Raw genomic sequence first — 26655 nt, 5'->3', positions numbered from 1 at the left:
GCCCTGCGGAACGAGACGCCGGACGAGGAGTCTGCGGACAGATGAGTGACGAGCCGACACGCGGCGACGACGCGACGCCCGGCGCCGACGCCCCGCGCCCCGGCGCGGGCCCGGCGGACGAGGCCGGCGCCCCCACGCCGTCCCGGGAGCGCGGCACCCGCAGGCGCACCGGGTGGCGGCGCCTCTTCCCCACCTGGCGCATGCTGGTGGGCGCCTTCCTGGTGTCCGTGGTGCTCGTCGCGGGCGCCCTCGTCCTCGGGTACCTGCTCGTGCCGATCCCCGAGCCCAACCGCGCCGCCACCACGCAGAGCAACGTCTACCTTTACTCCGACGGCACACTGCTCGCCAAGGACGGCGACGTGAACCGGGAGAACGTGACGCTCGCCCAGGTGCCGAAGGACACCCAGCACGCCATGCTGGCCGCCGAGGACCGCGACTTCTACCACGAGTCGGGCGTCGACCCCACGGCCATGGTCCGGGCCGGCTGGAACATGCTGCGCGGCGAGGGCACCCAGTCCGGCTCCACGATCACGCAGCAGTACGTCAAGAACTACTACCTCTCGCAGGAGCGGACCCTCACCCGCAAGGCGGAGGAGTTCATCATCGCGATGAAGCTGGATCAGGAGGTCGGCAAGAGCGAGATCCTCGCCGGATACCTCAACACCAGCTACTTCGGCCGCAACGCCTACGGCATCCAGGCCGCCGCCCACGCCTACTACGACAAGGACGCGAGCGACCTCACCACGGCCGAGGGCGCCTACCTCGCGGCACTCGTCAACTCCCCCAGCCGCTACGACGTCATCGCCAACCCCGACAACGAGCCGCGGGCCGTCGCCCGCTGGAACTACGTGCTCGACGGCATGGTCGGCGAGGGCTGGCTGACCGAGTCCCGGCGGGCGGCCATGGAGTTCCCCACACCGCGCGCGATCGAACCGCCCATGGCCCTCTCCGGCCAGCGCGGCTACCTGCTCGAAGCCGTGCGGGACTACCTCGACAGCCACGGCATCGTCAGCACCTCGCGGCTCGCCGGCGGCGGCTTCCGCATCACCACCACCCTCGACAAGGACCGGCAGGAGGCTCTCGTGCAGGCCGTCGACGAGCAGTTGCAGAGCAACCTCAGCGAGGAACGCGAGGTGGACGGCTACGTGCGTGCGGGCGGCACGTCCATCGAGGTGGCCACCGGTGACGTCGTCGCCATGTACGGCGGCGTGGACTACACCGAGCAGTACACCAACAACGCCACCCGCACCGACTACCAGGCCGCCTCCACCTTCAAGCCGTTCGTCTACGCCTCCGCCATCGCCAACCGGTCCCGGACGCAGGACGGCGAGGCCATCGGGCCGAGCAGCGTCTACGACGGCACGAGCAAGCGCGAGGTCGTCAACGACGGCCGCGCCATCGGCTACAACCCGCAGAACGAGGGCGACCGGTCCTTCGACGACATCCCCGTCAGCGAGGCCATGGACCAGTCCGTCAACGCCGTCTTCGCCCAGATGGGGGTGGACGTCGGGCCCGACAACGTCCGCGAGACGCTGGTCAACGCGGGCATCCCCGAGGACACCCCCGCCCTGCGCGACGCCGGCGCGTCCATCTCGCTCGGCACGGCCACCCCGAGCACCCTGCACCTCGCGCAGGCCTACGCCACTCTCGCCCACCACGGCGAGCGCGTCGACCACCGGCTGGTGACGGAGGTCACCCGGGGCAAGGAGGAGATCAAGGTCCCCGAGGTCGAGGGCGTACAGGCAGTCCCCCGGGTGGCCGCCGACGCCGCGACCGCGCTGCTCCGGGGCGTCGTCGAGGGCGGCACCGGCACCGCCGCGCAGAGCGCGGGCCGACCGGCCGCCGGGAAGACCGGCACCGCCGAGAAGGACCGCGCCGCCTGGTTCGCCGGCTACACACCCGAGCTCGCCACCGTCGTCGCCGTCATGGGGCAGGACCCCGAGACCGGCGCCCAGAAGGCCCTGCACGGCGCGGCCGGACTGGCCAAGATCAGCGGCAGCGGCTTCCCGGCCCGCATCTGGGGCCAGTACACCGCGGCCGCCCTGGCCGGAGAACCGGTCCGCGCCTTCGAGCTGTCACCGAAGGTGCCCAAGCCCTCCCCGCTGCCCAGCGACGGCGCCTCCGGCAGCCCCGAGGAGGACGGCGGCGAGGACGGCGGTGAGGACGGGGACGGGCCGTCGGACACGGGCCCCACGGCGGTGCGGGGCGACGGTTCACCCGACACCCCGGGCGACGACACGGGCAGCGAGGACGGCGACGGCGACGGTTCGGGCGACGCGGCCGACGGACCGGAGTCCGACGGCAAGCCCGAGGGCGACGGCAGGGAGGGGCCGACGCCCCGCTAGCGGGCACCGGCCCCTTCGGCCTCAGTGGCCCGACGTCGCCTTGAGGCCGACCACGGCGACGAGCAGCAGGGAGATGAAGAAGATCCGGGCCGCCGTCACCGGCTCCCCCAGCACGGCCATCCCGACGATCGCCGCACCGGCGGCGCCGATGCCGACCCAGACGCCGTAGGCCGTACCGATCGGCAGTGTCCTGGCCGCCTGCGCGAGGAGCAGCATGCTCGCCGCGAAACCCAGGACCGTGAAGACACTCGGCCACAGCCGCGTGAAACCCTCGGTGTAGGGAAGCCCGACCGCCCAGCCGACCTCCAGCAGACCGGCCACCACCAGCAGAACCCACGCCATGACGCGCACACCTTCCATGAGGGATCACTCATCAGGTGCGTCGTCTTTGCCTTCGCCCGGGCGGTTCTGCCTTCGCCCGGGGCGTTCCGGTACGGCGCGTCTCGTCGGAACTCGGGACATCCTACCCGAAGACGGACATCACAGGTAGAGCCCCGTGGAGTCCTCGGATCCGGCCAGCCGCTCGGCCGCCACCGCGTGCAGGTCCCGCTCCCGCATCAGCAGGTAGGCGACACCGCGCACCTCCACCTCGGCGCGCTCCTCCGGGTCGTACAGCACCCGGTCACCCGGCTCGACCGTGCGCACGTTCTGGCCCACGGCCACGACCTCCGCCCAGGCCAGCCGACGGCCCACCGCCGCCGTCGCCGGGATCACGATGCCCCCGGAGGAACGGCGCTCCCCCTCGGGCACGTCGGTACGGACCAGCACCCGGTCGTGCAGCATCCGGATGGGCAGCTTGTCGTCGGTCGTGTGCGTGCTCACGGGCCGACCGTATCCCAGGCCGCCGCGCCACCGCGCCCGGGCTCCGTCAGCGGTGCCTGCGCCGCGCGGAGGAGAAGTACAGACCGGCCACGGCGACCGTGACCAGCGCCAACGGCACCACCCGCTCCAGGCGGGGCGCGCCGTCCTCCGTCACCAACTGGTCCCGCACCGAGCCGACGGCGCGGTTCGCCGCGAGGTAGGCGCGCCCCGCCGTACGGTCCACCGCGGCGGCGGCCCGGGCCTTGGCGCCGTCCGCGATGGTCTTCGGGTGCACCCGCACCGCGATCTCGTCCAGCGTCGCGGCAAGCTGCTCCCGTCGGCGGACGATGTCCGCCTCGATCTGCGCGGGGGTCCTGTCGGGCACCGCAACTCCTCCGTCGAGCCGTCGCTTACGTCATGACTGCTGGACAGTCTGTCAGCTCACACCCGCCCACGCCCCACCACACCCCCGTTTCCGGCGCGGCTACGCTCGGGGGTACGCATCACGACAAGGAGAGCCACCATGAGCGAGCGCCTGCAGCCCGGCGACACCGCCCCCGCCTTCACGCTCCCGGACGCCGACGGCCGGCAGATCTCCCTCGCCGACTTCGCGGGCCGCAAGGTCATCGTCTACTTCTACCCGGCCGCGCTCACCCCCGGCTGCACCAAGCAGGCCTGCGACTTCACCGACAACCTGAACGTCCTCGCGGACGCCGGCTACGAGGTGATCGGCGTCTCCCCGGACAAGCCGGAGAAGCTCGCGAAGTTCCGCGACCAGGAGGACCTCAAGGTCACGCTCGTCGGCGACCCGTCGAAGGAGACGCTCACCGCGTACGGCGCCTTCGGGGAGAAGCAGATGTACGGCAGGACGGTGACCGGTGTCATCCGCTCGACGATCGTCGTCGACGAGGGGGGTGCCGTGGAGCGTGCGCTGTACAACGTGCGGGCCACCGGCCACGTCGCCAAGCTCCTCAAGGACCTCAGGATCCCCACCTCCTGACCCCACGAGGCCCCCGAAGCCCACCCCCGTCCGGCGTAACCGGTCGCCCAGACGTTCGTTGAACGAACAGAGGGGCGGCCGGCCTGTTCGAGCCGCACTTCGGGACACGGGGTGGCTAGCGCAGGGGGTTGAGTGTGCCGATGACCGAGCACGGCGTCGACGTCGGGACGGCTGCGGCGTCCACCGGGACTCGGTGTACACCGCCGGGCGGACCGCCCCACGCGCGCCGGGCCCTGGCCGACGCGGTCGCCCGGTCGTCGAACTGGGCGGAGGTCATGCGAGCGCTGGGCATGACCCCCGACCGGGCCGGGCGGACCGCTCTCCGGCGCGAGGCGGCCGAGTACGGCCTCGACACGACACACTTCACACGGCGCAGCCCCTGGCGGAAGTACCCGGACGCGGCGATCGCCGAAGCCGTGACCAGGTCGCGTTCCCTGCGCGAAGTGGCGTGCGCCCTGGGCGCTCGACCCGCCACCGGGACGCTCTCGCACCTCAGTCGCCGCATCGCCTCGGCGGGGATCGACGTCGGCCACTTCCCCGGGCTGAACCGCCCGGAGCTCCATGTACAGATCCCCGAGCCGGAGCTGCGTCGGGAGGCCGCCCGCTGCACGAGCACCAGAGCCTTGGCGCGTGCCCTCGGACTCTCCGACGACGCGGCGACACGTGCCGCGCTGCGCCGCACCCTGGACCGGTGCGGCGTCGACGTCCGGCACTTCAGCCACTCGCCCACCGCGCTGCCCGAGGAACGGGTACGGGCCGCCGTGGCGGAGCACACGAGCGTGGCGGCCGTCGTCCGTGCCCTGGGGCTTCCGGAGACGGACGCGAACTGGCGCAGGGTGCGGCGTCTCATCACGCGTGCCGGGTGGGACACCTCCCATTTCCGCCGTCGAACGCGCGCCCGCGCGTCGGCTTCCCCGGCCGCACGAGCGAGGCCCGAAGACGTTCTGCGGGTCACCCCGGCGACCAGCTCACGCACCCACCGGAGCAGGCTGCGCCGGGCGCTCGACGCCCTGGGCGTCGCGTACGCCTGCGGCCGATGCGGCAACGGCGGTTTCTGGCTGGGTGAACCACTGACCCTGCACATCGACCACGTCAACGGTGACTGGCACGACAACCGGCGCGAGAACCTGCGGTACCTGTGCCCCAACTGCCATGCCCTCACCGCTACGTGGTGCGGCAAGAACCGGAGCACGGGACGTCTGGCCGTCGTGCGCCCCCGGGCACCCGAGCCGGGCGTCGCCGCCGCAGGCGATACGATGCCGGTGACCGGCGGCGGTGGCGCAACGGCGACGCAGCAGGTTTAGGTCCTGCGGCCCGACAGGGCTTGAGGGTTCGAATCCCTTCCGCCGCACTCCAGCACGCAGGGGCCCCTGACACGCACGGTGTCCGGGGCCCGCTGGCGTCTCAGTGCAGGAGGTCGCGGAGCACGGGGACGAGGGCGCGGAACGCCCGGCCGCGGTGGCTGATGGCGTTCTTCTCGTCGGGCGCCAGCTCGGCGCAGGTGCGCGTCTCCCCGTCCGGCTGAAGGATCGGGTCGTAGCCGAAGCCGCCCGTGCCGGCCGGGGTGTGGCGCAGCGTGCCGCGCAGCCGCCCCTCGACGACCCGCTCCGTGCCGTCGGGGAGGGCGAGCGCGGCGGCGCAGGCGAAGTGCGCGCCGCGGTGCGCGTCGTCGATGTCGGAGAGCTGGGCGAGCAGCAGGTCGAGGTTGGCCCGGTCGTCGCCGTGCCGGCCCGCCCAGCGGGCGGAGAAGATGCCGGGTGCGCCGCCGAGGACGTCCACGCAGAGGCCGGAGTCGTCGGCGATGGCGGGGAGGCCGGTGGCGTCGGCCAGGGCGTGCGCCTTCAGTAGGGCGTTCTCGGCGAAGGTGACGCCGGTCTCCTTGACGTCGGGGATGTCGGGGTAGGCGTCGGCGCCCGTGAGGTCGGCGGCGAGGCCGGCCGCGCCGAGGATGGCGCGCAGCTCGGTGACCTTGTGGGCGTTGCGGGTGGCCAGGATCAGGCGGGGGGTGTCGGTCATGGTGGTCAGCCCGGGGTGCAGACGTTGGTCAGCTCGCCCGTGGCGTCACCGATGGGGGTGAGGTCGGGCGTCTGGCCGTCGTCGAGGGAGGTGCGGACGTTGTCGACGGCTGCGCGGAGGTCTCCGACGGCCTGGTTGACGTCGGCGTCGCCGGTGTTCTTCTCGATCTCGTCCAGGTCGTTGTCGATGGCGTTCAGCGCCTCGGCGGCGGCTGCGGGGTCCTCCCCGGCGTTGCCGACGGCGTCCTGGAGATCGTTGACGCTCTGAGCCACGGCGGCGGCGGTGTTGGCGCAGCTGATCGCCTTCTCGACGGCGCTGCAGCCGATGAGTGCGGTGGCCGCGATGGTGGCTGCGGCGACGGTGAGCAGGGTGCGACGCACGTCGGGTCCTCTTTCCCTTTGACGAATGCGCTCCGGTGCGGGCTTGGCGGCGGGCCGTACGCGGCGAAGCCCCGGGGGGCAGCGTACGGCCCGTACCGGTTGAGACGTGCGGCGGGTCCGGGCGGTTGCCGGGCGCTAGGAGGCGGCGAGGGCCTGGCGCTGGGCGCCGTCGAGCTGGGTGCAGCCGGCGACGGCGAGGTCGAGGAGGGCGTTGAGTTCGTCGCGGGAGAAGGGCTCGCCCTCGGCGGTGCCCTGGACCTCGACGAAGCGGCCGTCGCCGGTGCACACGACGTTCATGTCGGTCTCGGCGCGGACGTCCTCCTCGTAGCAGAGGTCGGTGAGGGGGACGCCGTCGACGATGCCGACGCTGATGGCGGCGACGGTGCCGGTCAGGGGCTGGGCCTTGGCGCGGATGAGCTTGCGCTCGTGGCACCAGGCGACGGCGTCGGCCAGGGCGACGTAGGCGCCGGTGATGGCGGCGGTGCGGGTGCCGCCGTCGGCCTGGAGGACGTCGCAGTCGAGGACGATGGTGTTCTCGCCGAGCGCCTTGAAGTCGACGACGGAGCGCAGGGAGCGGCCGATGAGGCGGGAGATCTCGTGGGTGCGGCCGCCGATCTTGCCCCGGACGGCCTCGCGGTCGCCGCGGGTGTTGGTGGCGCGCGGCAGCATCGCGTACTCGGCGGTGACCCAGCCCTCTCCGCTGCCCCGGCGCCAGCGCGGCACGCCCTCGGTGACGCTGGCGGTGCAGAAGACCTTGGTGTCGCCGAAGGAGACGAGGACGGACCCCTCGGCGTGTTTGCTCCAGTTGCGCTGGATGGTGACGGGGCGGAGCTGTTCGGCTGTGCGGCCGTCGATACGAGACATGGGGGCGAGCCTAGTAGGAGCAGCGGAAGGCCCGTTCCGCAGGGGAGCCCGGGGGTCCGGGCACGGCCGGGGCCCTGCGGCTACATCATGTCCTCGATCTCCGCCGCGATGGGGTCGGCGTCGGTGCCGATGACGACCTGGATCGCGGTGCCCATCTTGACGACGCCGTGGGCGCCGGCGCTCTTGAGGGCGGTGTCGTCCACCAGCGAGGAGTCGATGACCTCGGTGCGGAGGCGGGTGATGCAGCCCTCGACCTCTTCGATGTTCTTGATGCCGCCGAGCCCGGCGACGATCTTCTCAGCCTTGGTGGCCATGAGGCTCTCTCCTGTGTCTCGGCGGGTACCCATGCGTCAGATTGCCACAGTGGCCCACGGTTGGCCCAGGTTGGCGGGCGCTGGGGTGATGTGTGCCGAAAGATGACGTGCAGCGGCTCCGTGTCCGGACGCCTGCCGCCCGAGGGACGCGTCCGGGCTCCACCCATCGTCGCCGCCAGGTCGAACCGGGAGAGCGCCCATGAGCTCCGAGCCCACCACCCGGAAGGACGCGAAGCCGCGGCGCGGCTGGCGGCAGGCGACCCTGGGGTCGTTGCAGAAGCTGGGGCGCAGCCTGCAGCTGCCGGTGGCCGCGCTCCCGGCGGCGGGGCTCATTCTGCGCATCGGCCAGCCGGACGTCCTGGGTGACGAGGGGCTGGGCTGGGATCGGCTGGCGGCGGTGTTCAGCGGGGCGGGCGGCGGGATCATCGACAACATCGCGATCCTGTTCTGCGTGGGCGTGGCGATCGGGTTCGCCCGCAAGGCGGACGGTTCGACGGCGTTCGCGGCCGTGGTGGCGTACCTGGTGTTCAGCAGCACCCTGGTGAGCGCGTTCACCGACGAGGTCACCGGCGACCCGGTGAACCCGGGGGTGCTCGGTGGTGTGGTGCTGGGGGTGATCACCGCGAAGGTGTGGGAGCGCTACCACCGCACGCGGCTGCCGGAGTGGCTGGGCTTCTTCAGCGGACGGCGTTTCGTGCCGGTGCTGATGTCGTTCATCGCCCTGGTCCTCGCGGTGGTGTTCGGCTACGGCTGGGCGCCTATCGGGAACGGGCTGAACGGTGCGGCGGAGAGCCTGTCGGATCTGGGCGCGTGGGGGTCGGGCATCTTCGGGGTGATGAACCGGCTGCTCATCCCGTTCGGGATGCACATGTTGATCAACACCTTCGCCTGGTACCAGTTCGGCGAGTACACCGACGATGAGGGCGAGACCGCCAGCGGCGACTTCTTCCGCTTCCTGGCCGGGGACCCGGACGCGGGGATGTTCATGACGGGGTTCTATCCGATCATGATGTTCGCCCTTCCGGCCGCCGCGCTGGCCATGGCGCACTGCGCGCGGCCGGAGCGTCGCAAGGCGGTGTCGGGGATGATGTTCTCGCTGGGGTTGACCTCGTTCGTGACGGGCGTGACGGAGCCGATCGAGTTCTCCTTCGTCTACCTGGCGCCCGCGCTCTACGGCATCCACGCGTTGCTGACGGGTGTCTCGATGGCGGTCACCTGGGCGCTGGGCATCCGGGAGGGCTTCACGTTCTCGGCCGGTCTCTTCGACTACCTGCTGAACTACGGGGAGGCGACGAAGCCGTGGCTGCTCATCCCGGTCGGGCTGGTCTTCGCGGTGGTCTACTACGTGCTCTTCCGGGTGGTGATCACCAAGTTCGACCTGAAGACGCCGGGCCGGGAGTCGGACGAGGAGATCGCCGCGATGGAGCGGGAGAACCTCACCTGACCGGCGCCGCGCGGGGCCGCAGCGGACCGGGGCGGGTGGCGTCGGTGCGCCGAGTGCTCAGACCTCGTAGACGGCGCCGGGGCGGGCCAGTTCGACGGGACCGTCGAAGGCGGCCTTCGCGTCGCGGAGGTTGACCTGGGCGTCCGTCCAGGGCGGCACGTGGGTGAGGACCAGCCGGGACGCTCCGGCCCGCCGGGCCGTCTCGCCGGCTTCGCGGCCGTTGAGGTGCAGGCCGGGGATGTCCTCCTTGCCGTGCGTGAACGAGGCCTCGCACAGGAAGAGGCCGGCGTCGCGGGCCAGGTCGTCCAGGGCCGGTGTCCGGCCGGTGTCGCCGGAGTAGGTGAGCACCGAGTCGCCGTGTTCGATCCGGAAGCCGTACGCCTCGACGGGGTGGTCCACCAGGGCGGAGCGGACGCGCAGGGGGCCCAGCTCGAGCACGCCGCCGTCGGTGAGCGTCCGGAAGTCGAAGACCTCGCGCATCGCGCCCTCCGACGGGACGTCCGCGTGGGCGGCCGTCAGCCGCTCCTCGGTCCCGGCGGGGCCGTAGACGGGCAGCGCGGCGCAGCGTCCGCCCTCGAAGCGGAAGTAGCGCACGACGAAGTAGGCGCACATGTCGATGCAGTGGTCGGCGTGCAGGTGGCTGAGGACGATCGCGTCGAGGTCGTAGAGCCCGCAGTGGCGCTGGAGCTCGCCCAGGGCGCCGTTGCCCATGTCGAGCAACAGGCGGTAGCCGTCGGCCTCCACCAGGTAGCTGGAGCAGGCGGAGTCCGCGGACGGGAACGAGCCCGAGCAGCCGACGACGGTGAGCTTCATAGGGGTGGGAACCTCCGCGCAGCCCGGTAGAGGGGGTTTTCCGAGCGTAAGGGCCGTCGGCCCCGGCGGCTCCCCGGGGACACTATGTGTGCGCGGAATCACCAGTCAGTGTTACTCCCGTGCCCGGTGTCCGGCACGGGGTTCGACCGGCGCGAACGCGGACGCCGGCGCCACGGCCCTGCGCGCCGGCGGGCGGCAGGGCGCGCGGCGGCGTCGTCAGGCCCAGAGCTGGCCCTGGAGCCGGGCGACGGCCTCCTCCGTGGAGGCGGCGGTGTAGATGCCGGTGGAGAGGTACTTCCATCCGCCGTCGGCGACGATGAAGACGATGTCGGCCGACTCCCCGGCGCGGACGGCCTTGCGGCCCACGCCGATGGCCGCGTGCAGGGCGGCCCCGGTCGAGACGCCGGCGAAGATGCCCTCCTGGGCCAGCAGCTCCCGGGTGCGGGTGACGGCGTCCTCGGAGCCGACGGAGAAGCGGGAGGTGAGGACGGAGGCGTCGTACAGCTCGGGGACGAAGCCCTCGTCCAGGTTCCGCAGGCCGTAGACGAGGTCGTCGTAGCGCGGCTCGGCGGCGACGATCTGGACGTCCGGGCGGTGCTCGCGCAGGTAGCGTCCGGCGCCCATGAGGGTGCCGGTGGTGCCGAGCCCGGCGACGAAGTGCGTGATCGAGGGGAGGTCGGTGAGGATCTCCGGGCCGGTGGTGGCGTAGTGGGCGCCCGCGTTGCCGGGGTTGCCGTACTGGTAGAGCATCACCCAGTCGGGGTGTTCACCGGCGAGCTCCTTGGCGACACGCACGGCGGTGTTCGATCCGCCGGCGGCGGGGGACGAGATGATCTCGGCGCCCCACATGGCCAGCAGCTCGCGACGCTCCTCGCTGGTGTTCTCCGGCATCACGCAGACGATGCGGTAGCCCTTGAGCTTGGCCGCCATGGCCAGGGAGATCCCGGTGTTGCCGGAGGTGGGCTCCAGGATGGTGCAGCCCGGGGTGAGGCGGCCGTCCTTCTCCGCCTCCTCGATCATGTGGAGGGCGGGGCGGTCCTTGATGGAGCCCGTCGGGTTGCGGTCCTCCAGCTTGGCCCAGATCCGGACGTCCTCGGACGGCGAGAGCCGCGGCAGGCGCACCAGCGGGGTGTTGCCCACCGCGGCGAGCGGCGCGTCGTAGCGCATCAGCGCATGCCCCCGGCGACGGCGGGGAGGATGGTGACGCTGTCCCCGTCGCCGAGCCGGGTGTTGATCCCGTCCAGGAAGCGCACGTCCTCGTCGTTGAGGTAGACGTTCACGAAGCGGCGCAGCTCACCGCCGTCCACCAGGCGTTCCTGGATGCCGTTGTACCGCGACTCCAGGTCGGTGAAGAGCTCGGCGAGGGTGCCGCCGTTGCCCTCGACGGCCTTCTGGCCGTCGGTGTAGGTGCGGAGGATGGTCGGGATGCGGACCTCGATGGCCATGGGTGTGCTCCTGGTCGGTGAAGAGTGCGGGGGCGCGAGGGCGTACGGAGGTGTCACGTCGGCGGTGCGGGCACGCGTCCGACGGGCCTCAACACATGGCGCTGGAGAGGCGGCACAGGTCGACGTGCAGGCGCGCGACGAGCAGGCAGCCCGGGGCCTCGGTGTTCACGTCGTGGATAACCATGGGCACATCGTAGCGATTCCCGATCCCGGGATCGGACGGGCGTTTCATGATGCGGACGTTGGCGTCTCAGAACCGCTCAGGACGCCGTGGCCTGGGCCGTCGGGGCGTAGGCGTCGACGATCCGGACGTCCTCCTCGGTCACCACACCGTCCACGATGCGGAACGAGCGGAAGGAGAAGGGGCCCTCGTCGTTGCCGCACTCGGCGGTGGAGACGAGCACGTAGTGCGCGCCGGGCTCGTTCGCGTAGCTGATGTCGGTGCGGGAGGGGTACGCCTCGGTCGCCGTGTGCGAGTGGTAGATGACCACCGGCTCCTCGTCGCGGTCGTCCATCTCCCGGTAGAGCTTCAGCAGGTCGGTCGAGTCGAACTCGTAGAAGGTGGGCGAGCGGGCCGCGTTGAGCATGGGGACGAAGCGCTCGGGGCGCCCCTGGCCCACCGGCCCGGCGACGACGCCGCACGCCTCGTCGGGGTGGTCCTCGCGGGCGTGGGCCACGATCCGGTCGTGCAGCTCTCGGGTGATGGTCAGCATGGGAACGAGCATACGCACGGGCGCTCGCCGGGCTTCCAGGCACCGGTGGCGGTCCTCGGTGGCGGTCCTCGGTCCGGCGAAATGGACCCGTGGGGCCATATATCACCCGGCGGAAACACGGCGCTGTCCGGAAATTCTCCACCTCCCGCCCGCAGCGACCGGATATACATGCTTACTGCAATCAATAATGCGGGGCCCGGGCACGCCACACCGGAAAACGCCGTGTGCCCCCGCCCGAGAGGGCAGGGGCACACGGGACACACGGAACACACGGATCACACGGCCTCACGACCAGTGGGACACGCGCGTGGGTTTCGCGTCACGCCTTGCGGAGGGAAGCCTCCTGGGCCTCCTCGGCGGCCTCGGCGGCCTCGATCTCCTCCTCGGACTCGCCCGCGTCGCGGCGACGGACGTAGTTGAGGACCTTGCGCAGCTCCTTCCGCACCACGGGGGCGAGGAAGTAGAGACCCAGGATGTTGAACAGGGCCGCCATGAAGAGCGTGGAGTCGGCCAGCGACACCAGCGTGCCCAGGCTGAGCAGCGCACCGGTGACGATGATGATCGAGAACAGGACCTTGTAGATCAGCTCACCGGTCTTGCTGTAACCGAACAGGTAGCCCCAGCACTTGAGGCCGTAGTAGCCCCAGGTGATGACCGTGGAGAAGGCGAACAGCACCACGGCGACCGTCAGCAGGTAGGGGAACCAGGGCAGCGCGGTGTCGAAGGCGTCGGAGGTGATGGAGATACCGGCGCCGGTGCCCGTGTCGAACTCCTCGCCCTTGATGGCCGCGTCGCGGGTCTCCTGGTAGAGCGGGCCGCCCGCGATGACGATGGTCAGGGCGGTCATGGTGCAGATGACCACCGTGTCGATGAACGGCTCCAGCATCGCGACGAGACCCTCGGTGGCGGGGCGCTTCGTCTTCACCGCTGAGTGGGCGATCGGCGCGGAGCCGATACCGGCCTCGTTGGAGAACGCGGCCCGCTGGAAGCCGACGATCAGGGCGCCGATCACACCGCCGGCCACGCCCTCGGGCTGGAACGCCTCGGAGACGATCGTGCCGAGCGCGCTGGGCACCTCGGTGATGTTGAAGGTGATGACCAGCAGACAGGCGATGACGTAGAGGATCGCCATGGACGGCACCAGGCGGCTGGTGACCGCGCCGATGCTCTTCATGCCGCCGATGAGGACCAGGGCGACCAGGCCGGCGAGGACGAGGCCGAAGAAGATCGCGCCGCCGCTGGTGGCGAAGATGCTGTCGTCCTGACCGCCGGTGACGGAGACGACCTGCTCCAGGGACTGGTTGACCTGGAAGAGGTTGCCGCCGAAGAAGGTGAAGAACAGGAGGCTGGCGGCGGCGCCGATGGCGAGCACCTTGCCCAGTCCGGCCTTGCCCCGCTCCGCGAGCCCCTTGCGGAGGTAGAGCATCGGGCCGCCGTTGACGGTGCCGTCCGCGTTGAACTCGCGGTACTTCACCCCGAGCGTGCACTCGACGAACTTGGTGGCCATGCCGAGCAGGCCGCAGAGGATCATCCAGAACGTGGCGCCGGGGCCGCCGATGGAGATCGCGATGGCGACACCGGCGATGTTGCCGAGGCCGACCGTTCCGGACACCGCCGAGGTCAGCGCCTGGAAGTGGTTCACCTCGCCGGGCGCGTCCTTCTGGTCGTACTTCCCGCGCACCAGGCGGTAGGCGACCTTCAGGTGCCGGACCTGGGCGAGGCCGAAGTACGCCGAGAAGACGAGGCCGGCGACGACGAGCCAGCCGACGATGAGCGGGAAATCCGTCCCGAAGATGTTGACGGTGTAGAAGACGATGTCGCCCAGGAAGCTGGCGACCGGCTCAAATACGTTGTTTACCGCTTCGTCGACCGAGTCGGTCCACGTCGTTTCGCTGCTTGCCATGAAAAACCTCTGCCTAGTGCGGCGGACGGTAGTGGGGGGCCACCGGCGGGGTTACCGGTGCTGCGACGCAAGGGTTCAACCGCATGTACGAAAGCGGATCGTCACGCAGTCTCCTCCGAAATTCACCCAGGTGTCAGCCCCGCGGAAATATCGGATTGGCTGTTCCTACCACGGAGAGCTACGGATTTCGTGTGACACAAATCACACGCCCACATAACGGCCGCATCACAGTCTGGATGAAGTGGCTCAAATCATCCTTTTACAACGCTGAGTGACGCGGCGGACGCCGATTATCGACCGGAATTCGTGACGTTACGTGATCGTAGTAAGCCGCACGGCTGCGGGCGGTGAAGCTCACACAGCCGACCGGGAACAAAGCGACACGGCGCACCACGGTGACCGGCTCGGGGTCAACCGGGCGCAGGAGCAGGGCTGTTCGGGACGGCGACGGCGACGGCGGCGGTTCAGGGCAGCAGGGTCTCGATCAGGGACTCCTGGAGCGCGCCGAGCCAGAGGTAGGCCATCACCAACGGTTTCCGCGGGTCGCTGTCGGGCAGCCGGTAGAGGTCGTCGGTGTCCTCGTCGACCTCCAGCCGCGCCCCGATCGTCAGGCGCAGGTCGTTGAGGGCGCCGAGCCAGCGCCGGGACTCCGCCGGGGCGAGCGTCAGCACCGCGGCGCCCGACCCCTCCGCCGGCTCCAGCGCGTCGAGCGCGTGGACGACGGCCAGCCCGTCGCCGCGCTTGCGCGCGCGCAGCTCGGTCTCCGTGAAGCGCCGGAACTCGGCGCCCGCCTCGCGGGCCGCCCGGTCCTGGCGCTCCCCCGGGCCGGTGTAGGCGTCCGGGAAGAGGCGGGCGAGCGCGGGATCGCTGGGCGGCTCACTGGGCCCGTCGGCGAACAGCTCCGCCAGCGGGTCGTCGTCCGCGGCGGGCTCGTCGCCCGGGCCGATGAGCTCCAGCAGCTGCACGGTGAGGCTGCGCAGGATGGAGATCTCCAGCTCGTCCAGCGCGATCACCGCGCCCCCGCGCACACTGGCCGAGGGCTCGAACTGGGCCGCCATCAGCGCTCCTGCTGCAGGGTCGCCCACAGGCCGTAGCCGTGCATCGCCTGCACGTCGCGCTCCATCTCCTCGCGGGTGCCGCTGGAGACGATCGCGCGGCCCTTGTGGTGGACGTCGAGCATGAGCCGGTGGGCCTTGTCCTTCGGGTAGCCGAAGTACGCCTGGAAGACGTAGGTCACGTAGCTCATGAGGTTGACCGGGTCGTTGTGCACGACCGTCACCCAGGGGACGTCGGGCTCGGGCACCGCCTCGGCGGCCTCGCTCGCCTCGGTCCGTTCGATCTCCAGGGGTACGGTCACGGGTTCCATGCTGCCACCGCCCGGGGGTGGGTGCGCAAACGCCCCGCGCCAACGGGGCGACAGGCGCCGGGAAACGGACTGCGGACCCCTATATCGTCACACTGACGAAATCTGCGGTAGCATCGCCGCATGGACGTTGCTGGAGAGCTGGGTCTGCCGGTCGCCGTGCCCTCGACCGCGCTGTTCACCGACCACTACGAGCTGACGATGGTGCAGGCGGCCCTGCGCGGGGGTACGGCGCACCGCCGCTCGGTGTTCGAGGTCTTCACCCGCAGGCTGCCCGAGGGGCGCCGCTACGGCGTCGTCGCGGGCACCGGGCGGGTGCTCGACGCCGTCGAGAACTTCCGCTTCGAGGACGCCGTGCTGGACTACCTGCGCGCCCAGCGCGTCGTGGACGAGCCCACCCTGCGCTGGCTCGCCGACTACCGGTTCCGGGGGGACATCCACGGCTACCCCGAGGGAGAGGTGTACTTCCCCGGCTCGCCGGTCCTGCGGGTGGAGGGGAGCTTCGCCGAGTGCGTGCTGCTGGAGACCGTGATCCTGTCGATCCTCAACCACGACTCGGCCGTGGCCGCCGCCGCGTCCCGGATGGCCGTCGCCGCCGGTGACCGGCCGCTGGTGGAGATGGGCGCGCGCCGCACGCACGAGCTCTCGGCGGTCGCGGCGGCCCGGGCCGCCTACGTCGGCGGTTTCTCCTCCACCTCCGACCTCGCCGCCGGGTTCCGCTACGGCATCCCCACGGTGGGCACCAGCGCGCACGCGTTCACCCTGCTGCACGACACCGAGCGGGACGCCTTCGTCGCCCAGGTCGACTCGATGGGTCGCGGGACGACGCTGCTGGTCGACACGTACGACGTCGCCACCGCCGTCCGCACCGCCGTCGAGGTGGCCGGCCCGGAGCTGGGCGCCGTCCGCATCGACTCCGGGGACCTGCTGCTGCTGGCCCACCGCGTGCGCCAGCAGCTGGACGAGCTGGGGGCGGACAAGACACGCATCATCGTCACCTCCGACCTGGACGAGTACGCCATCGCCTCGCTCGCCGCCGCCCCCGTGGACGCCTACGGCGTGGGCACCCGGCTCGTGACCGGCAGCGGCCACCCCACGTGCTCGATGGTCTACAAGCTGGTCGCCCGCGCCGACGGCGACCGGCCGGACGCGCCGCTGCGCCCGGTGGCCAAGAAGTCGATGGGCGGCAAGCTGTCGGTCGGCGGCGCCAAGTGGGCCGCCCGACGGCCGGACGCCGACGGGATCGCCGAGGCGGAGGTGGTCGGCACCGGCCCGGTGCCCCCGGAGCTGGCCGGGCACCGGGTCGGCGTCGAGCTGGTGCGCGGAGGCCGCGTCCTCGCGCGCGAGCCGCTGGACGTCCCCCGGGACCGGCACCGCAGGGCCCGCGCCGCGCTGCCGCTGTCGGCCACCCAGCTCTCGGCGGGCGACCCGGTGCTCGCCACGGAGTACGTCACGCCCTGAGGAGCGGCGGTGCGCCGGGACGGCACCCCGTCGACCGTGCCGCCCGCCCTCCCCAGGCCGGCCCCGGCTGTCTAGGCTCGGGAGTACCGGCCGTCACCGGTCCGCAACTCCACCGCACACCGTTCGAAGGGTCCGCATCATGCACCGGGCACTGATCGTCGTCGACGTGCAGAACGACTTCTGCGAGGGCGGAAGCCTCGCGGTGACCGGCGGTGCCGCCGTCGCCGCCGCCATCACGGACCTGGTCGGGGACGCGGCGGCCGGGTACCGGCACGTCGTCGCCACGCGGGACCACCACATCGACCCGGGGGACCACTTCTCGGAGCGACCCGACTACGCGCGGTCCTGGCCGGCCCACTGTGTCGCCGGGACGGAGGGTGTCGGGTTCCACCCCAACTTCGCCCCGGTGGTCGCCTCGGGCGCCATCGACGCCGTCTTCGACAAGGGGCACCACACGGCCGCGTACAGCGGTTTCGAGGGCGCGGACGAGCACCGCGTCCCGCTGGCCCGCTGGCTGCGGGAGCGCGACGTGACGGAGGTCGACGTCGTCGGCATCGCCACGGACCACTGCGTACGGGCCACGGCCCTGGACGCGGCCCGCGAGGGCTTCCGCACCCGGGTGCTCCTGAACCTGACGGCCGCGGTCTCCCCCGCGACGGCCGCCACGGCGGCGGACGAGCTCCGCGCGGCGGGCGTCGAGCTGACCGGCGCGCCCGTCGGCTGACGGCCCTCCCGCGCGGCGGGCCGGCGCGCCCGTGGGGGCACCGGCCCGGCCCGTACGCCGTCAGCCTCCCGCCGGGGCGGCGGCACGCGGCCTCGGCAGCATGGTCGCCGGCTGCCAGAACCCGGGCTCGGCCGCCACGGCCTCCCGCCAGACCAGCCCGTCCGGGTGGTGCAGGACGGCGGTCACCTCGTCGGGCGTCGGCGGCTCGGCGTTGCCGCGCAGGTAGACGGCGCGCAGCCCCAGGTTGCGTAGCCGCGTCAGCGCGCGGGCGCGGTTCCCGGCGCGCACCAGGACGCGGATGCGTCCCGCCTGCGCACCGCCCGGCCCCGCCAGGCTCAGCGCCACGACGACGCTCCCGTCCGGCTGACGAGCGTACCCGCCTCCTGTCATGATCAAGTTCCCCGTTCGGTCGTGTCCGGTGGTCACCACGCATTGAAACGCGAACGGCCGCCGCCCGCTAGAGGGCGACGGCCGTTCCTGTGCTGACCTGCGGCCATGACCGTACGCGTACGATCACGGACGCTCAGATCATGATCACCACCACGTGGAGGGGCCGACCATGATCTTCATGTGCTTCCCGCTCCACGGCTGGTTCAGGATCGTGATGCGGGTGTTGGTGTCGGGCACCTTCACGCTGTGCGTGGGGTTCTCCTCGGACCAGTAGGACCCGGTGCGGTCGTCGAAGACCGGCTTGGGCAGGTGGCTCTTGATCTTCGTCGGCTCACCGCCCTTGTGGAGCGTGAAGCCCCACGTCGGGTACCAGCTGAACGTCGAGTCGAAGCCCTGGATGCGGTTGCGCATGAGCGAACCGTCCGACCACTTCAGGGGCTTGGCGTGGGCGTCGACGGGGAGGATCAGACCCTCACCGGGGTGGACACCGACGTTGTTGTCCGCCTGCGAGGTGTCCCACAGCCAGACCAGCAGGCCGCGCTGGTACTTGAAGTGCTCGACCCAGTTGGGACGGTCCGGGAAGCCGAAGTTGTACGGGCCGGTCTGCAGGGTCTCGTCGTAGCCCGTGTACTGGCGGCTCTCGGCGATGTAGTACTGCGGGTAGGACTTGGTGAAGGACTCACCGATGCGGGTGAAGCCCTTCGCGGTCCAGCCGGCGTCGCCGTCCTCGGCGCCGTCCTCCAGGACGAGCTCGCCGTCGACCACGAGGGAGATCTCGTCGGCCGCGAAGCCCATCTCGGCCACGCCGCCGTCCGTGCGGTAGAAGAACCGCAGGTCGAACTCCTGGCCGACGTAGTCGTCGAGGTTGTAGACGAGGTCGACGTAGCCGCCGGACTCGCCGTCCAGCGCCGGGGTGTCACTGCCGTCCCGGCCGATCGGCTCGCCGTTCACGGTGCCGTCCAGCGCGTTCCAGGTGGTGCCGCCGTCGGTGGAGACCTGGGTGTAGAGGTAGTCGTACCCGGCCTCGATCTCCCACCAGCCCTTGAGCGACAGGGCCGCGTCACCGGTCTTGCCGGTCAGGTCGACGCTGCGGGTCAGGGAGTTGGTGAGGTCGTCACCGCTGCCGCTCCACCACTGCGTCTCACCGGCCGCCGGCTTGACGACGGTCGTGGTGAGCTCCTTCTCCGGGAGCTCCACGAGCACCGCCTGGGCGCCCTTGCGCTTCGTCGCGTCGGGCTCGTCGCCCTGCGGCGCGAGGGTGTGGAAGGACGTCGTCGCGGCCTTGGCCGTGTCGTAGTCGAGCCAGCCCAGCATCAGCTTGTCCCAGGCCGTCATCTCGCCGGCCCAGTCACCGATGGCGTCCTCGCCCTTGCCCAGCCAGGAACCGGAGGACATCAGCGACCAGTAGGCGACGGCGGACTCGCCGGTGCCCGAGGTGTCGTAGAGGTCCGGCAGGCCCAGGTCGTGGGCGTACTCGTGCGCGAAGACGCCGAGGCCGCCGTTCTCCGGCTGGACGGTGTAGTCGCCGACCCACACGCCCGTGTCACCGATCTCGGTGCCACCGGCCTTGTTGAACTCCGGGCCGGTCTTGCCGTAGTCGGTGCCGTAGGCGTACCAGCGGTGCGCCCAGATGGCGTCCTCGCCCTGCGCGCCGCCACCGGCCGACTCGTCCTCACCGGCGTGGACGAACTGGAAGTGGTCCAGGTAGCCGTCCGGCTCGTTGAAGTCGCCGTCGCCGTCGTGGTCGTAACGGTCCCAGACGTCGTACTCGGCGAGCTGCGCCTTGATGTCCTCGGTGGACTTGCCGGCGGCCTTCTGGTCCTCGGTCCACTGGTTGACGCCGTCCCGGACGGCGTCCCACACGGTGGGGCAGTTGCTCTGGCCACAGGCGTTGTTGCCGTAACGGGCCTCGTTGTACTCGACCTTGACCCAGTCGGAGACGGTGCCGTCGACCGAGTACTTCCCCGAGGACTGCGTCTCGAAGTAGGTCTTCACGCTGCCCGGGCCGTCACCGAAGTAGATGTCGGTGAAGTGCTCGCGGTCGAAGTCCTCCTGCCACAGCGTGGTGTTGTCCTCGTCGCGGTCCGGCTCGGCGATCTCGTTGTGCAGCGGACCGGGGGTACCGCCGTACTGCGGGTCGATCTTGTCGCCGAACTCGATCAGGATCGTGAAGATCTTGTCGGTCTTGACCTGCTCCATCTCGACGTACTTCTCGTCGTCGAGCTTCATGACCTTGGAGCCGTTGCGCTCCACCGGCTTCTCACCGGACGCCAGCCGCTGGAGCGCCGCCTGCTTCTGGGCGTTCTGCTGGTGGGTGAGCGGACCTTCGAGGTTGTGGTCCACATGCGAGGCGTGGCCGTCGGCCGCCTGCGGGTGCGTCGTGTGGTCGTTCGCCGGTTCCTGGGCCTGCGCTCCGGTACCGGGCAGCATGACGACCGCTGCGCCCATCGCGGCGACGGCGGTGGCCAGCGCCGTTGTCCTCGATCTTATGGATCGATTTGATCTGATCACGGGTGTGATGTCCTCCCCTGCAAGCACGGTGACTTGACGGGAGGCATTGGACAGGAGCGAAACAAGAAAAGACAGATCTTGTTTTAGACACGTCAAACCGGTACGTTGCTGATCTCGTCTGCGTCGTGACCACAACTGTCAGCCGTGTGAGGATTTTTGATCGGATCTCGACCGTAAGACGTCCTCCGTCCGACGCGGGTACGACTCCGTGCGCCCCCCGTGCACCGGCGCCGTGGGTCAGGTCACGCTTACTCACCGTTCCTCGCGGGCATCTCGCATCGTAGAGTCGTTCGACGGCCGCGCCTGACCTGACCGACCACCGCAGCTGACCCCCCGAGGACGGATTCCGCCATGCCGCGCCCGAGCCCCGCCCAGATCGCCTACGGTTTCGCGACCGTCATGCTGACAGCCGTCGTCCTCCTCCTGCTCACCCGGACGGAGTCGGGCACCGGAGCCGTCCTCATCGCGAGCGGTTCGCTCGTCCTCGGGCTGATCGTCTCCCTCACCGTCCCGGCCAGGACCCGTGCCGCACAGACCGGTCCGGCGCTGCCCCGGGCGGCGGTGCACACCTCGGCCGCCCGACCCGCCGTCGAGCGGCCGCTGCCGGAGCCCTCGCTGCGCCGCTGAGCCGCCCCTCCCCCGGGCGCCCGGTGCCTCAGGTGCCCGGGCCCGGGCGGTAGCTGAGCAGGTCGCCGGGCTGGCAGTCCAGCTCCCGGCAGATCGCACTCAGCGTGCTGAACCGGATCGCCCTGGCCCGGTCGTTCTTCAGCACCGACAGGTTGGCGACCGTGACGCCGACCCTGGTCGCCAGTTCGGCCAGGGTGATGCCCTCCTGCTCCAGCAGGCGGTCCAGGTGCACCCGGATCTGCGGCTCGTCGACCGTGGGCATCAGACGAGCCCCTCGGTGTCGGCCCGGAGCCCCGCTCCCCGCCGGAACACCTCCGCCAGGGCGGCGACGAGGAAGGACAGCAGCAGGTAGGCGAAGGAGAACTCGTAGGAGAACGGAACCAGTTCAGCGGCCGACGTCCCCCGCAGCAGCAGAGCCGTCGTCCCGGCCTGGAGCAGCGGGCCGAACGCGCCGGCCACGATGACGGCCACGGCGATGACGACCAGCCGCCGCGCGTTCTCCGGCACGAAGACGTCGCCGTCGCGCAGCCCGCGCGCCACCCGGAGCAGGAGCACGAGGACCAGGGCGAGCAGGAGACCGCCGGCGATCTCGGGCAGCGCGAGCCACAGACGTTGTTGCAGGTCCGGGTCGGCGATCGTGATCTCCGCCTGCCGGGTCCCGTCGAGGCGCACCGCTCCGTCCGCGCCGGTGTCGGGCAGCCGTGCGGCGCCGTCGATCGTGACGCCCCGGGTGTCCCTCGGGGCGACGACCCCGGCCACCCCGAGGGCCGGAAGGAGCACCCCGAACGACCCGACCAGCAGCAGCGCGAGCCCCAGACCCCATACGAGCAGCCGGTCATCGGCCCGGGTCCACCATCTCCTCGTTTCCACAACCCTCTCCCTATCGTTTATCGATACTATCGATTAACGATAGGTTCGGCGTCAAGGACGCCCGTGTGGGTCGCGAACTCGTGCGCTCGGCGTCAGGCCCGGACCACGACCGTCTTCGCCGCCTTGTCGTGCAGGCACTGGTGGTACGGCTGGTCCCACGTGCACCACAGGACGTTGACGAGCCAGAAGAGGAACCCCAGGCACGGTACGACGGTCGGCAGTGAGTACACCGCCGCGCGGAACCAGCCGGGGTTCCCGGCCGGCAGCGCACCGTCGTCGAGCATGGCGACCCGGATGCGCATGGCCATCTTGCCGAGCGTCTGCCCCCGGGTGGTCAGCATCAGCCCCTCGTAGAGGAAGTAGACGAGGGTGTAGATGATCGTCTGCGCGAAGTCCGACCCGTCGTAGGCGGTTTCCGAACCGTCCGTGTCGATCACCCAGGTGTTGAACAGCAGCCCGGTGACGATGAGCACGGGGACGGCCACGACCAGCCAGTCGATGATGCGGGCGAGCAGCCGCTTGCCGCGCGACGCGAGCGGCGGCATCCCGGCGAGCGGGCTCGGCGGCCCGTAGCCGTACTCGCCGTACCCGCCCGGCCCGCCCTGGCCGCCGTACTGGCCCTGGCCGCCCTGGCCGCCGTACGGCCCCTGGGCGGGCGGTTCCTGGCCGGAGGGCCCCTGGCCGTACGGGCCGCCGGGAGGCGGGCCCTGGTCGTGGGGGACGCCGGAGCCGGGGGGCGGCGGCGCCTGCGGCGGCTTGCGGAACGGGTCCTCCTCCGGGGGCTCCCCACCGGGGCGCGGCTGGTCGGTGCTCATGGCCCGAGTGCATCGTGCCGTTCCGCGCCCCGCATCCCGCACGGGCCGTCCGGGGGAACGCCCCGGACCGGCAGCCCCGTCAAGGCCCGTCAGACCCGTCAGCCCAGCCGCACGCCCCCGGCCGTCGGACGTCCGACGAACGTGCCGGCGGCCTTGTCGTGCCAGCACTGCCGCCACGGCCGGTCGAACAGGCACCAGGCGACGTTCAGCAGGCCGAGCACCACGAGCGCCAGCGCGCCGTGCACCAGCCAGCGCACCGCCGCCGCGCCGAAGCCGGGCGGGGTCTGCTCCGCCATCCGCAGGACCTGCACGCCGCACACCTTCTTCCCGAGCGTGCGACCCCAACGCGCCGTGGGGAGGGCTTCGTACAGCAGGCCGAAGAGCAGGAAGGCACCCACCACGACGGCGAGGTAGCCGCCGGTGGTGCCGTCGATCAGCCAGATCTCCCGCGTGACGCCGGCCTGTTCGGCCGCGTCCACCTGGGCGCGCCAGTGGTCGAGTGCCTTGGGGACGAACGGCGCGGCCACGGCCCCGGCGACGGCCCCCTGCACGAGTGAGTCGATGAGCCGGGCCGCCAGCCGACGGCCGAGGGGAGCGGGTCGGGCCTGCTCCTGCGCGGCCTGGAGGAACGGGTCGCTGACCGGCGGCCGCCAGGGCGTGACCGGACCGGCGCCGCCCTCCGCCTCCTCGGGCCGGGCGAGCTCGCGGACCTGCTGCGCCCAGCCGCCGGGCTGCTCCCGCCCGGCGGGCGGCTGCCGCACCGGTTCCGGCGCTACGGGGGCCGGGGCGGGCGCGGGGGCCGGGGCGGGCGCGGGAGCGGCGGGCGGCCGGGCCTCCGCACCGGTCTGCGACGGGCCGGCCGGCCGGGCCGCCCGCAGGGTGAACGTGGCGTCCGACCGCGAGGTCGGCGCCGGACGCGCCTCCTGCGGCGCCGTGGACGGCGGGGCCTCCCGCACCGGGGCGGCCGGTTCCGGCCGCAGCCAGCCGCCCCGGGGGTCCGGGACGGGCGGGCCGGCGGAGGAGCCGGCGGGCGGACCACCGGCCGGGCGGTCGTCGGCCGGTGCCTCCGGACGCCCGGTCGGCCCGGGGCGCTCGGCGGACGCGGCGGGCTCTGCGGGCTCTGCGGACGCGGCGGTGTCGGAGGGCGTGGCCCCCCAGGAGACCCGCTCGGGCTCGGCGCCGAAGCCGGACTGCCGGGAGGCGTCCGCCCGCCAGGCCGAGACCGGCCCGGGCGCCGGTTCGGCTGCCGGTTCGGGCGCCTCGTCCAGGAAGACGGGCCCGGTCTCCTCACGCGGACCCGGAACGGCGTCCTGCGACTCCGCACCGGGCGCGGCGTCCCGCGGAACGACATCCTGCCGCGCGGCGGGCCCCGCGGGTGCGGGCCCCGCGGGTGCGGGGGGCGCGGGGGGCGGCGCGGTCGGCACCCCGCCGGGGAGCGGCGCGGCCTCGCGGGCCCCGGCGGGCGGCGGCGGGGACGGCTCCCCGGCGCGCGGAGCGGGGCGGCTGGTGCCCGGTACCCACGCGACGCCGTCCCAGTAGCGGACGTACCCCGGGATGGACGGGTCGGGGTAATAGCCTGCGGGGGTGCTGCCGTTGGCGGATGCCGAGGGTGGCGCGCTCATCTGTCCGGTCCCGTATCTGCTTGGCCGAAGGTGGGTTGCAGCGTCCACATCTACCAGAGTCGGCCAGGGGGTTGCCGGGGCGTCGGCCGACCCCATCACTTCGGGCGCAAAAACACCTCCGGCCGTCACCCGCCGAACCTCTTCGGACAGACGTGCGCCGATTCACTCCCGAAGTCGCGTAATGATCCGCCGGGTACGCGCTCTAACCGGGTGCAGTCCTGCGTCACCGCAGCATCCGAGGAAGGGTCTACGCGCATGCACACCACCGTCGAACGAGAGCTGGAGATGGTCCTGGTGCTGTCTCCGGAGCGCAGTGTCGCGGTTCCGGCGAAGCTCCTGTACCGCACCGACGACCCCTACGCCGTGCACGTCTCCTTCCACATCGGCTCCGACAGCCCCGTGCACTGGACGTTCGCCCGGGAGCTGCTGGTGGAGGGCGTCTTCCGGCCGAGCGGCCACGGGGACGTGCGGGTGTGGCCGCTCTCCGGCGGGCACGGCGGACGGCCGCAGCGGCGCAACGAGGTGTGCGTGGCGCTCAGCTCGCCGGAGGGGGAGGCGCTGCTCCAGGCGCCCGCCGGTCCGGTGGCGGCCTGGGTGGAGCGGACGCTGCGGCTGGTGCCACCGGGACGCGAGTCGGCGGAGCTGGGGCTGGACGAGGCCCTGTGCGCCCTGCTGGGCGAGGAGTCGGGCGGCTGAGCCCCCGTCGGCCCGGAACTCCGGTGCGCCGTCAGAAGAGCTTGCCCGGGTTGAGGAGGCCGAGGGGGTCGAAGACCTGCTTGACGCCGCGCTGGAGCTCCAGGCCGACGGGGCCCAGCTCGCGGGCCAGCCACTCCTTCTTCAGCAGCCCGACGCCGTGCTCGCCGGTGATCGTGCCGCCCAGTTCCAGCCCGAGGGCCATGATCTCGTCGAACGAGGCGCGGGCGCGGGCGGCTTCGCCGGGGTCGGAGGCGTCGAAGCAGACGGTGGGGTGGCTGTTGCCGTCGCCCGCGTGGGCCAGGACGCCGATGGTGAGGCCGTTGCGGTCGGCGACGGCGGCCACGCCCTTCAGCAGGTCCGCCAGTCGGCTGCGGGGCACGCAGACGTCGTCGATCATGGTGGTGCCCTTCACCCGGTCCAGCGCGACGAGCGCGGAGCGGCGGGCGGCCAGCAGCAGTTCGGACTCGGCGGCGTCCTCGGCGGGGACGACCTCGGTGGCGCCTGCGGCCTTGCACAGTCCGGCGACGGCGGCGAGGTCGGCGGCGGCGTCCGGGGTGTCGAACCCGGCGAGGAGCAGCGCCTCGGTGGTCTCGGGCAGCCCCATGCGGGTGAGGTCGTTGACGGCCCGCAGCGTGGTGCGGTCCATCAGCTCCAGCAGCGCGGGCGTGTGCGCCGGGACACCGCCGTCGCCGCCGCCGTCATCGCCGCCCATGATGCGGCAGACGGCGTCGCAGGCGGCCTCCACCGTGGGGAACTCGGCGGCCAGGGCGAGGGAGCGCGGCGGCTCGGGCCGCAGGGCCAGCACCGCGCGCACGACGACGCCGAGGCTGCCCTCGGAGCCGACGAACAGCCGGGTCAGGTCGTAGCCGGCGACGCCCTTGGCGGTGCGGCGCCCGGTGGACAGCAGCCGCCCGTCGGCGAGGACGACGTCCAGTCCGAGGACGTACTCGGCGGTGACCCCGTACTTGACGCAGCACAGCCCTCCGGAGGCCGTGCCGATGTTGCCGCCGATCGTGCACTCCTCCCAGCTGGAGGGGTCCGGCGGGTAGCTGAGGCCGTGGGCGGCCACGGCCCGCGAGAGGTCCGCGTTGACGACGCCGGGCTCGACGACCGCGAGCCGGTCGACGGGGCTGATCTCCAGGATGCGGTCCATCTTCACCAGCGACAGCACGATGCAGCCGTCGGAGGCGTTCGCGCCGCCCGAGAGGCCCGTGCGGGCCCCCTGCGGCACGACGGGGGTGCGGGTGGCCGTCGCCGTCCGCAGCACGTGCTGCACCTGCTCCACGGTGCGGGGCAGCACGACGACGCCGGGGGTGCCGGCGGGGCAGAACCCGGCCTGGTCCCGGGCGTAGCCGGCCATCACGTCGGGGTCGGTGAGGACGGCCTCGGCGGGCAGTCCCTGCCGGAGTTGCTCGATCACCACGCCTGCGCCTGCGCCCATGGGTCTCAGCCTGCCAGCCGCGCGGTGCCCCGGCAACGGCCGTGCGCCGGACGGGAGCTGGTGGCGTCCGTCGGGCGCACGGCCGGGCCGTGCGGCG

Annotated in this window: 30 protein-coding genes and 1 tRNA gene; 9 read left to right on the top strand and 22 right to left on the bottom strand. The window is 72.0% G+C overall.

Annotated features, from left to right (window positions below):
• The first annotated feature begins 41 nt into the window (after positions 1–41).
• On the top strand, positions 42–2345 hold the full coding sequence (locus V6D49_RS18685; protein WP_340561258.1) for a transglycosylase domain-containing protein: 2304 nt from the start codon (positions 42–44) through the stop codon (positions 2343–2345).
• A gap of 21 nt (positions 2346–2366) precedes the next feature.
• On the opposite strand, the gene V6D49_RS18680 is transcribed toward V6D49_RS18685, so the two are convergent.
• From V6D49_RS18680 to V6D49_RS18670, 3 genes are all read right to left on the bottom strand, one after another.
• The gene (locus V6D49_RS18680; protein ID WP_191208113.1) at positions 2367–2687 is read right to left on the bottom strand and encodes a DMT family transporter; all 321 of its coding nucleotides are present in this window, start codon (positions 2685–2687) and stop codon (positions 2367–2369) included.
• A 138-nt stretch (positions 2688–2825) separates the two neighbouring features.
• Positions 2826–3128: a GroES family chaperonin gene (locus V6D49_RS18675; protein ID WP_191208294.1), complete on the bottom strand. Its 303-nt coding sequence runs from the start codon at positions 3126–3128 to the stop codon at positions 2826–2828.
• A gap of 85 nt (positions 3129–3213) precedes the next feature.
• On the bottom strand, positions 3214–3531 hold the full coding sequence (locus V6D49_RS18670; protein WP_340561256.1) for a DUF3618 domain-containing protein: 318 nt from the start codon (positions 3529–3531) through the stop codon (positions 3214–3216).
• Between the two features lie 138 nt (positions 3532–3669).
• On the opposite strand from V6D49_RS18670, the gene bcp reads away from it, so the two are divergent.
• The 3 genes from bcp (at position 3670) to V6D49_RS18655 (ending at position 5497) form a co-directional block, all read left to right on the top strand.
• Positions 3670–4146 carry a thioredoxin-dependent thiol peroxidase gene (bcp, locus tag V6D49_RS18665; protein WP_340561254.1) on the top strand — a complete coding sequence of 159 codons (477 nt, stop codon included), beginning with the start codon at positions 3670–3672 and terminating at the stop codon, positions 4144–4146.
• Between the two features lie 140 nt (positions 4147–4286).
• On the top strand, positions 4287–5450 hold the full coding sequence (locus V6D49_RS18660; RefSeq protein WP_340561252.1) for an HNH endonuclease signature motif containing protein: 1164 nt from the start codon (positions 4287–4289) through the stop codon (positions 5448–5450).
• A tRNA-Leu gene (locus V6D49_RS18655) sits at positions 5416–5497 on the top strand. The genes V6D49_RS18660 and V6D49_RS18655 overlap by 35 nt, the downstream gene beginning before the upstream one ends.
• Positions 5498–5550: 53 nt before the next feature.
• Here V6D49_RS18655 and rdgB read toward each other — a convergent pair.
• The 4 genes from rdgB to V6D49_RS18635 all read right to left on the bottom strand — a co-directional run bounded on the left by rdgB (position 5551) and on the right by V6D49_RS18635 (position 7720).
• The gene (gene rdgB / locus V6D49_RS18650; protein ID WP_340561250.1) at positions 5551–6162 is read right to left on the bottom strand and encodes an RdgB/HAM1 family non-canonical purine NTP pyrophosphatase; all 612 of its coding nucleotides are present in this window, start codon (positions 6160–6162) and stop codon (positions 5551–5553) included.
• A 5-nt stretch (positions 6163–6167) separates the two neighbouring features.
• Entirely contained in the window at positions 6168–6542 is a 375-nt protein-coding gene (locus V6D49_RS18645; protein ID WP_340561248.1) for a hypothetical protein, read from the bottom strand.
• A gap of 135 nt (positions 6543–6677) precedes the next feature.
• Complete coding sequence (rph, locus tag V6D49_RS18640) at positions 6678–7406, bottom strand: ribonuclease PH (RefSeq protein WP_340561246.1); 729 nt, start codon at positions 7404–7406, stop codon at positions 6678–6680.
• A gap of 80 nt (positions 7407–7486) precedes the next feature.
• The gene (locus V6D49_RS18635) at positions 7487–7720 is read right to left on the bottom strand and encodes a PTS glucose/sucrose transporter subunit IIB (RefSeq protein WP_340561244.1); all 234 of its coding nucleotides are present in this window, start codon (positions 7718–7720) and stop codon (positions 7487–7489) included.
• Positions 7721–7919: 199 nt separating this feature from the next.
• Here V6D49_RS18635 and V6D49_RS18630 point away from each other — a divergent pair, with 199 nt between their 5' ends.
• On the top strand, positions 7920–9164 hold the full coding sequence (locus V6D49_RS18630) for a PTS transporter subunit EIIC (RefSeq protein WP_340561242.1): 1245 nt from the start codon (positions 7920–7922) through the stop codon (positions 9162–9164).
• A gap of 57 nt (positions 9165–9221) precedes the next feature.
• Here V6D49_RS18630 and V6D49_RS18625 read toward each other — a convergent pair whose 3' ends face one another.
• From V6D49_RS18625 to clpS, 8 genes are all read right to left on the bottom strand, one after another.
• Complete coding sequence (locus V6D49_RS18625) at positions 9222–9977, bottom strand: MBL fold metallo-hydrolase (RefSeq protein WP_340561240.1); 756 nt, start codon at positions 9975–9977, stop codon at positions 9222–9224.
• A 216-nt stretch (positions 9978–10193) separates the two neighbouring features.
• Entirely contained in the window at positions 10194–11144 is a 951-nt protein-coding gene (locus V6D49_RS18620; RefSeq protein ID WP_191208122.1) for a PLP-dependent cysteine synthase family protein, read from the bottom strand.
• On the bottom strand, positions 11144–11422 hold the full coding sequence (locus V6D49_RS18615) for a MoaD/ThiS family protein (protein ID WP_340561238.1): 279 nt from the start codon (positions 11420–11422) through the stop codon (positions 11144–11146). Before V6D49_RS18615 ends, V6D49_RS18620 begins: the two co-directional genes overlap by 1 nt.
• 88 nt (positions 11423–11510) lie before the next feature.
• Entirely contained in the window at positions 11511–11606 is a 96-nt protein-coding gene (locus V6D49_RS18610; protein ID WP_318153546.1) for a putative leader peptide, read from the bottom strand.
• 76 nt (positions 11607–11682) lie between these two features.
• A complete protein-coding gene (locus tag V6D49_RS18605; protein ID WP_340561236.1) occupies positions 11683–12135 on the bottom strand; it encodes a M67 family metallopeptidase in 453 nt (150 codons plus the stop codon).
• Between the two features lie 319 nt (positions 12136–12454).
• The gene (locus tag V6D49_RS18600; RefSeq protein WP_340561234.1) at positions 12455–14038 is read right to left on the bottom strand and encodes an alanine/glycine:cation symporter family protein; all 1584 of its coding nucleotides are present in this window, start codon (positions 14036–14038) and stop codon (positions 12455–12457) included.
• A 464-nt stretch (positions 14039–14502) separates the two neighbouring features.
• Positions 14503–15096: a DUF2017 domain-containing protein gene (locus V6D49_RS18595; RefSeq protein WP_340561232.1), complete on the bottom strand. Its 594-nt coding sequence runs from the start codon at positions 15094–15096 to the stop codon at positions 14503–14505.
• Positions 15096–15404: an ATP-dependent Clp protease adapter ClpS gene (gene clpS, locus V6D49_RS18590; protein WP_340561230.1), complete on the bottom strand. Its 309-nt coding sequence runs from the start codon at positions 15402–15404 to the stop codon at positions 15096–15098. The genes V6D49_RS18595 and clpS overlap by 1 nt, the downstream gene beginning before the upstream one ends.
• Positions 15405–15524: 120 nt before the next feature.
• Here clpS and V6D49_RS18585 point away from each other — a divergent pair, with 120 nt between their 5' ends.
• Together V6D49_RS18585 and V6D49_RS18580 are read left to right on the top strand one after the other, a co-directional pair.
• On the top strand, positions 15525–16862 hold the full coding sequence (locus V6D49_RS18585; RefSeq protein WP_340561228.1) for a nicotinate phosphoribosyltransferase: 1338 nt from the start codon (positions 15525–15527) through the stop codon (positions 16860–16862).
• A gap of 139 nt (positions 16863–17001) precedes the next feature.
• Positions 17002–17586 carry an isochorismatase family protein gene (locus V6D49_RS18580; protein WP_340561226.1) on the top strand — a complete coding sequence of 195 codons (585 nt, stop codon included), beginning with the start codon at positions 17002–17004 and terminating at the stop codon, positions 17584–17586.
• A gap of 60 nt (positions 17587–17646) precedes the next feature.
• On the opposite strand, the gene V6D49_RS18575 is transcribed toward V6D49_RS18580, so the two are convergent.
• Positions 17647–17976, bottom strand: coding sequence for a hypothetical protein (locus V6D49_RS18575; RefSeq protein ID WP_340561224.1), 330 nt, complete (start codon positions 17974–17976; stop codon positions 17647–17649).
• Between the two features lie 144 nt (positions 17977–18120).
• Positions 18121–20424, bottom strand: a complete 2304-nt coding sequence (locus V6D49_RS18570; RefSeq protein ID WP_340561223.1) for an immune inhibitor A domain-containing protein — start codon at positions 20422–20424, stop codon at positions 18121–18123.
• 414 nt (positions 20425–20838) lie between these two features.
• Here V6D49_RS18570 and V6D49_RS18565 point away from each other — a divergent pair, with 414 nt between their 5' ends.
• Positions 20839–21114, top strand: coding sequence for a hypothetical protein (locus tag V6D49_RS18565; protein WP_340561222.1), 276 nt, complete (start codon positions 20839–20841; stop codon positions 21112–21114).
• 28 nt (positions 21115–21142) lie between these two features.
• Here V6D49_RS18565 and V6D49_RS18560 read toward each other — a convergent pair whose 3' ends face one another.
• From V6D49_RS18560 to V6D49_RS18545, 4 genes are all read right to left on the bottom strand, one after another.
• Complete coding sequence (locus tag V6D49_RS18560) at positions 21143–21376, bottom strand: helix-turn-helix domain-containing protein (protein WP_340561221.1); 234 nt, start codon at positions 21374–21376, stop codon at positions 21143–21145.
• Positions 21376–21984: a DUF2975 domain-containing protein gene (locus V6D49_RS18555; RefSeq protein WP_340561219.1), complete on the bottom strand. Its 609-nt coding sequence runs from the start codon at positions 21982–21984 to the stop codon at positions 21376–21378. Before V6D49_RS18555 ends, V6D49_RS18560 begins: the two co-directional genes overlap by 1 nt.
• Before the next feature lie 92 nt (positions 21985–22076).
• A complete protein-coding gene (locus tag V6D49_RS18550; RefSeq protein ID WP_340561217.1) occupies positions 22077–22799 on the bottom strand; it encodes an RDD family protein in 723 nt (240 codons plus the stop codon).
• Between the two features lie 98 nt (positions 22800–22897).
• Complete coding sequence (locus V6D49_RS18545) at positions 22898–24421, bottom strand: RDD family protein (RefSeq protein WP_340561215.1); 1524 nt, start codon at positions 24419–24421, stop codon at positions 22898–22900.
• Between the two features lie 255 nt (positions 24422–24676).
• Between V6D49_RS18545 and V6D49_RS18540 the strand changes: the two genes are divergently transcribed.
• The gene (locus V6D49_RS18540) at positions 24677–25117 is read left to right on the top strand and encodes an SsgA family sporulation/cell division regulator (RefSeq protein WP_340561214.1); all 441 of its coding nucleotides are present in this window, start codon (positions 24677–24679) and stop codon (positions 25115–25117) included.
• 31 nt (positions 25118–25148) lie between these two features.
• Here V6D49_RS18540 and V6D49_RS18535 read toward each other — a convergent pair whose 3' ends face one another.
• On the bottom strand, positions 25149–26558 hold the full coding sequence (locus tag V6D49_RS18535; protein ID WP_340561212.1) for an FAD-binding oxidoreductase: 1410 nt from the start codon (positions 26556–26558) through the stop codon (positions 25149–25151).
• Between the last annotated feature and the right edge of the window lie 97 nt (positions 26559–26655).

Source organism: Streptomyces sp. GSL17-111, assembly GCF_037911585.1.
Classification (GTDB): domain Bacteria; phylum Actinomycetota; class Actinomycetes; order Streptomycetales; family Streptomycetaceae; genus Streptomyces.
This window is presented reverse-complemented; position numbering and strand designations above follow the sequence as displayed.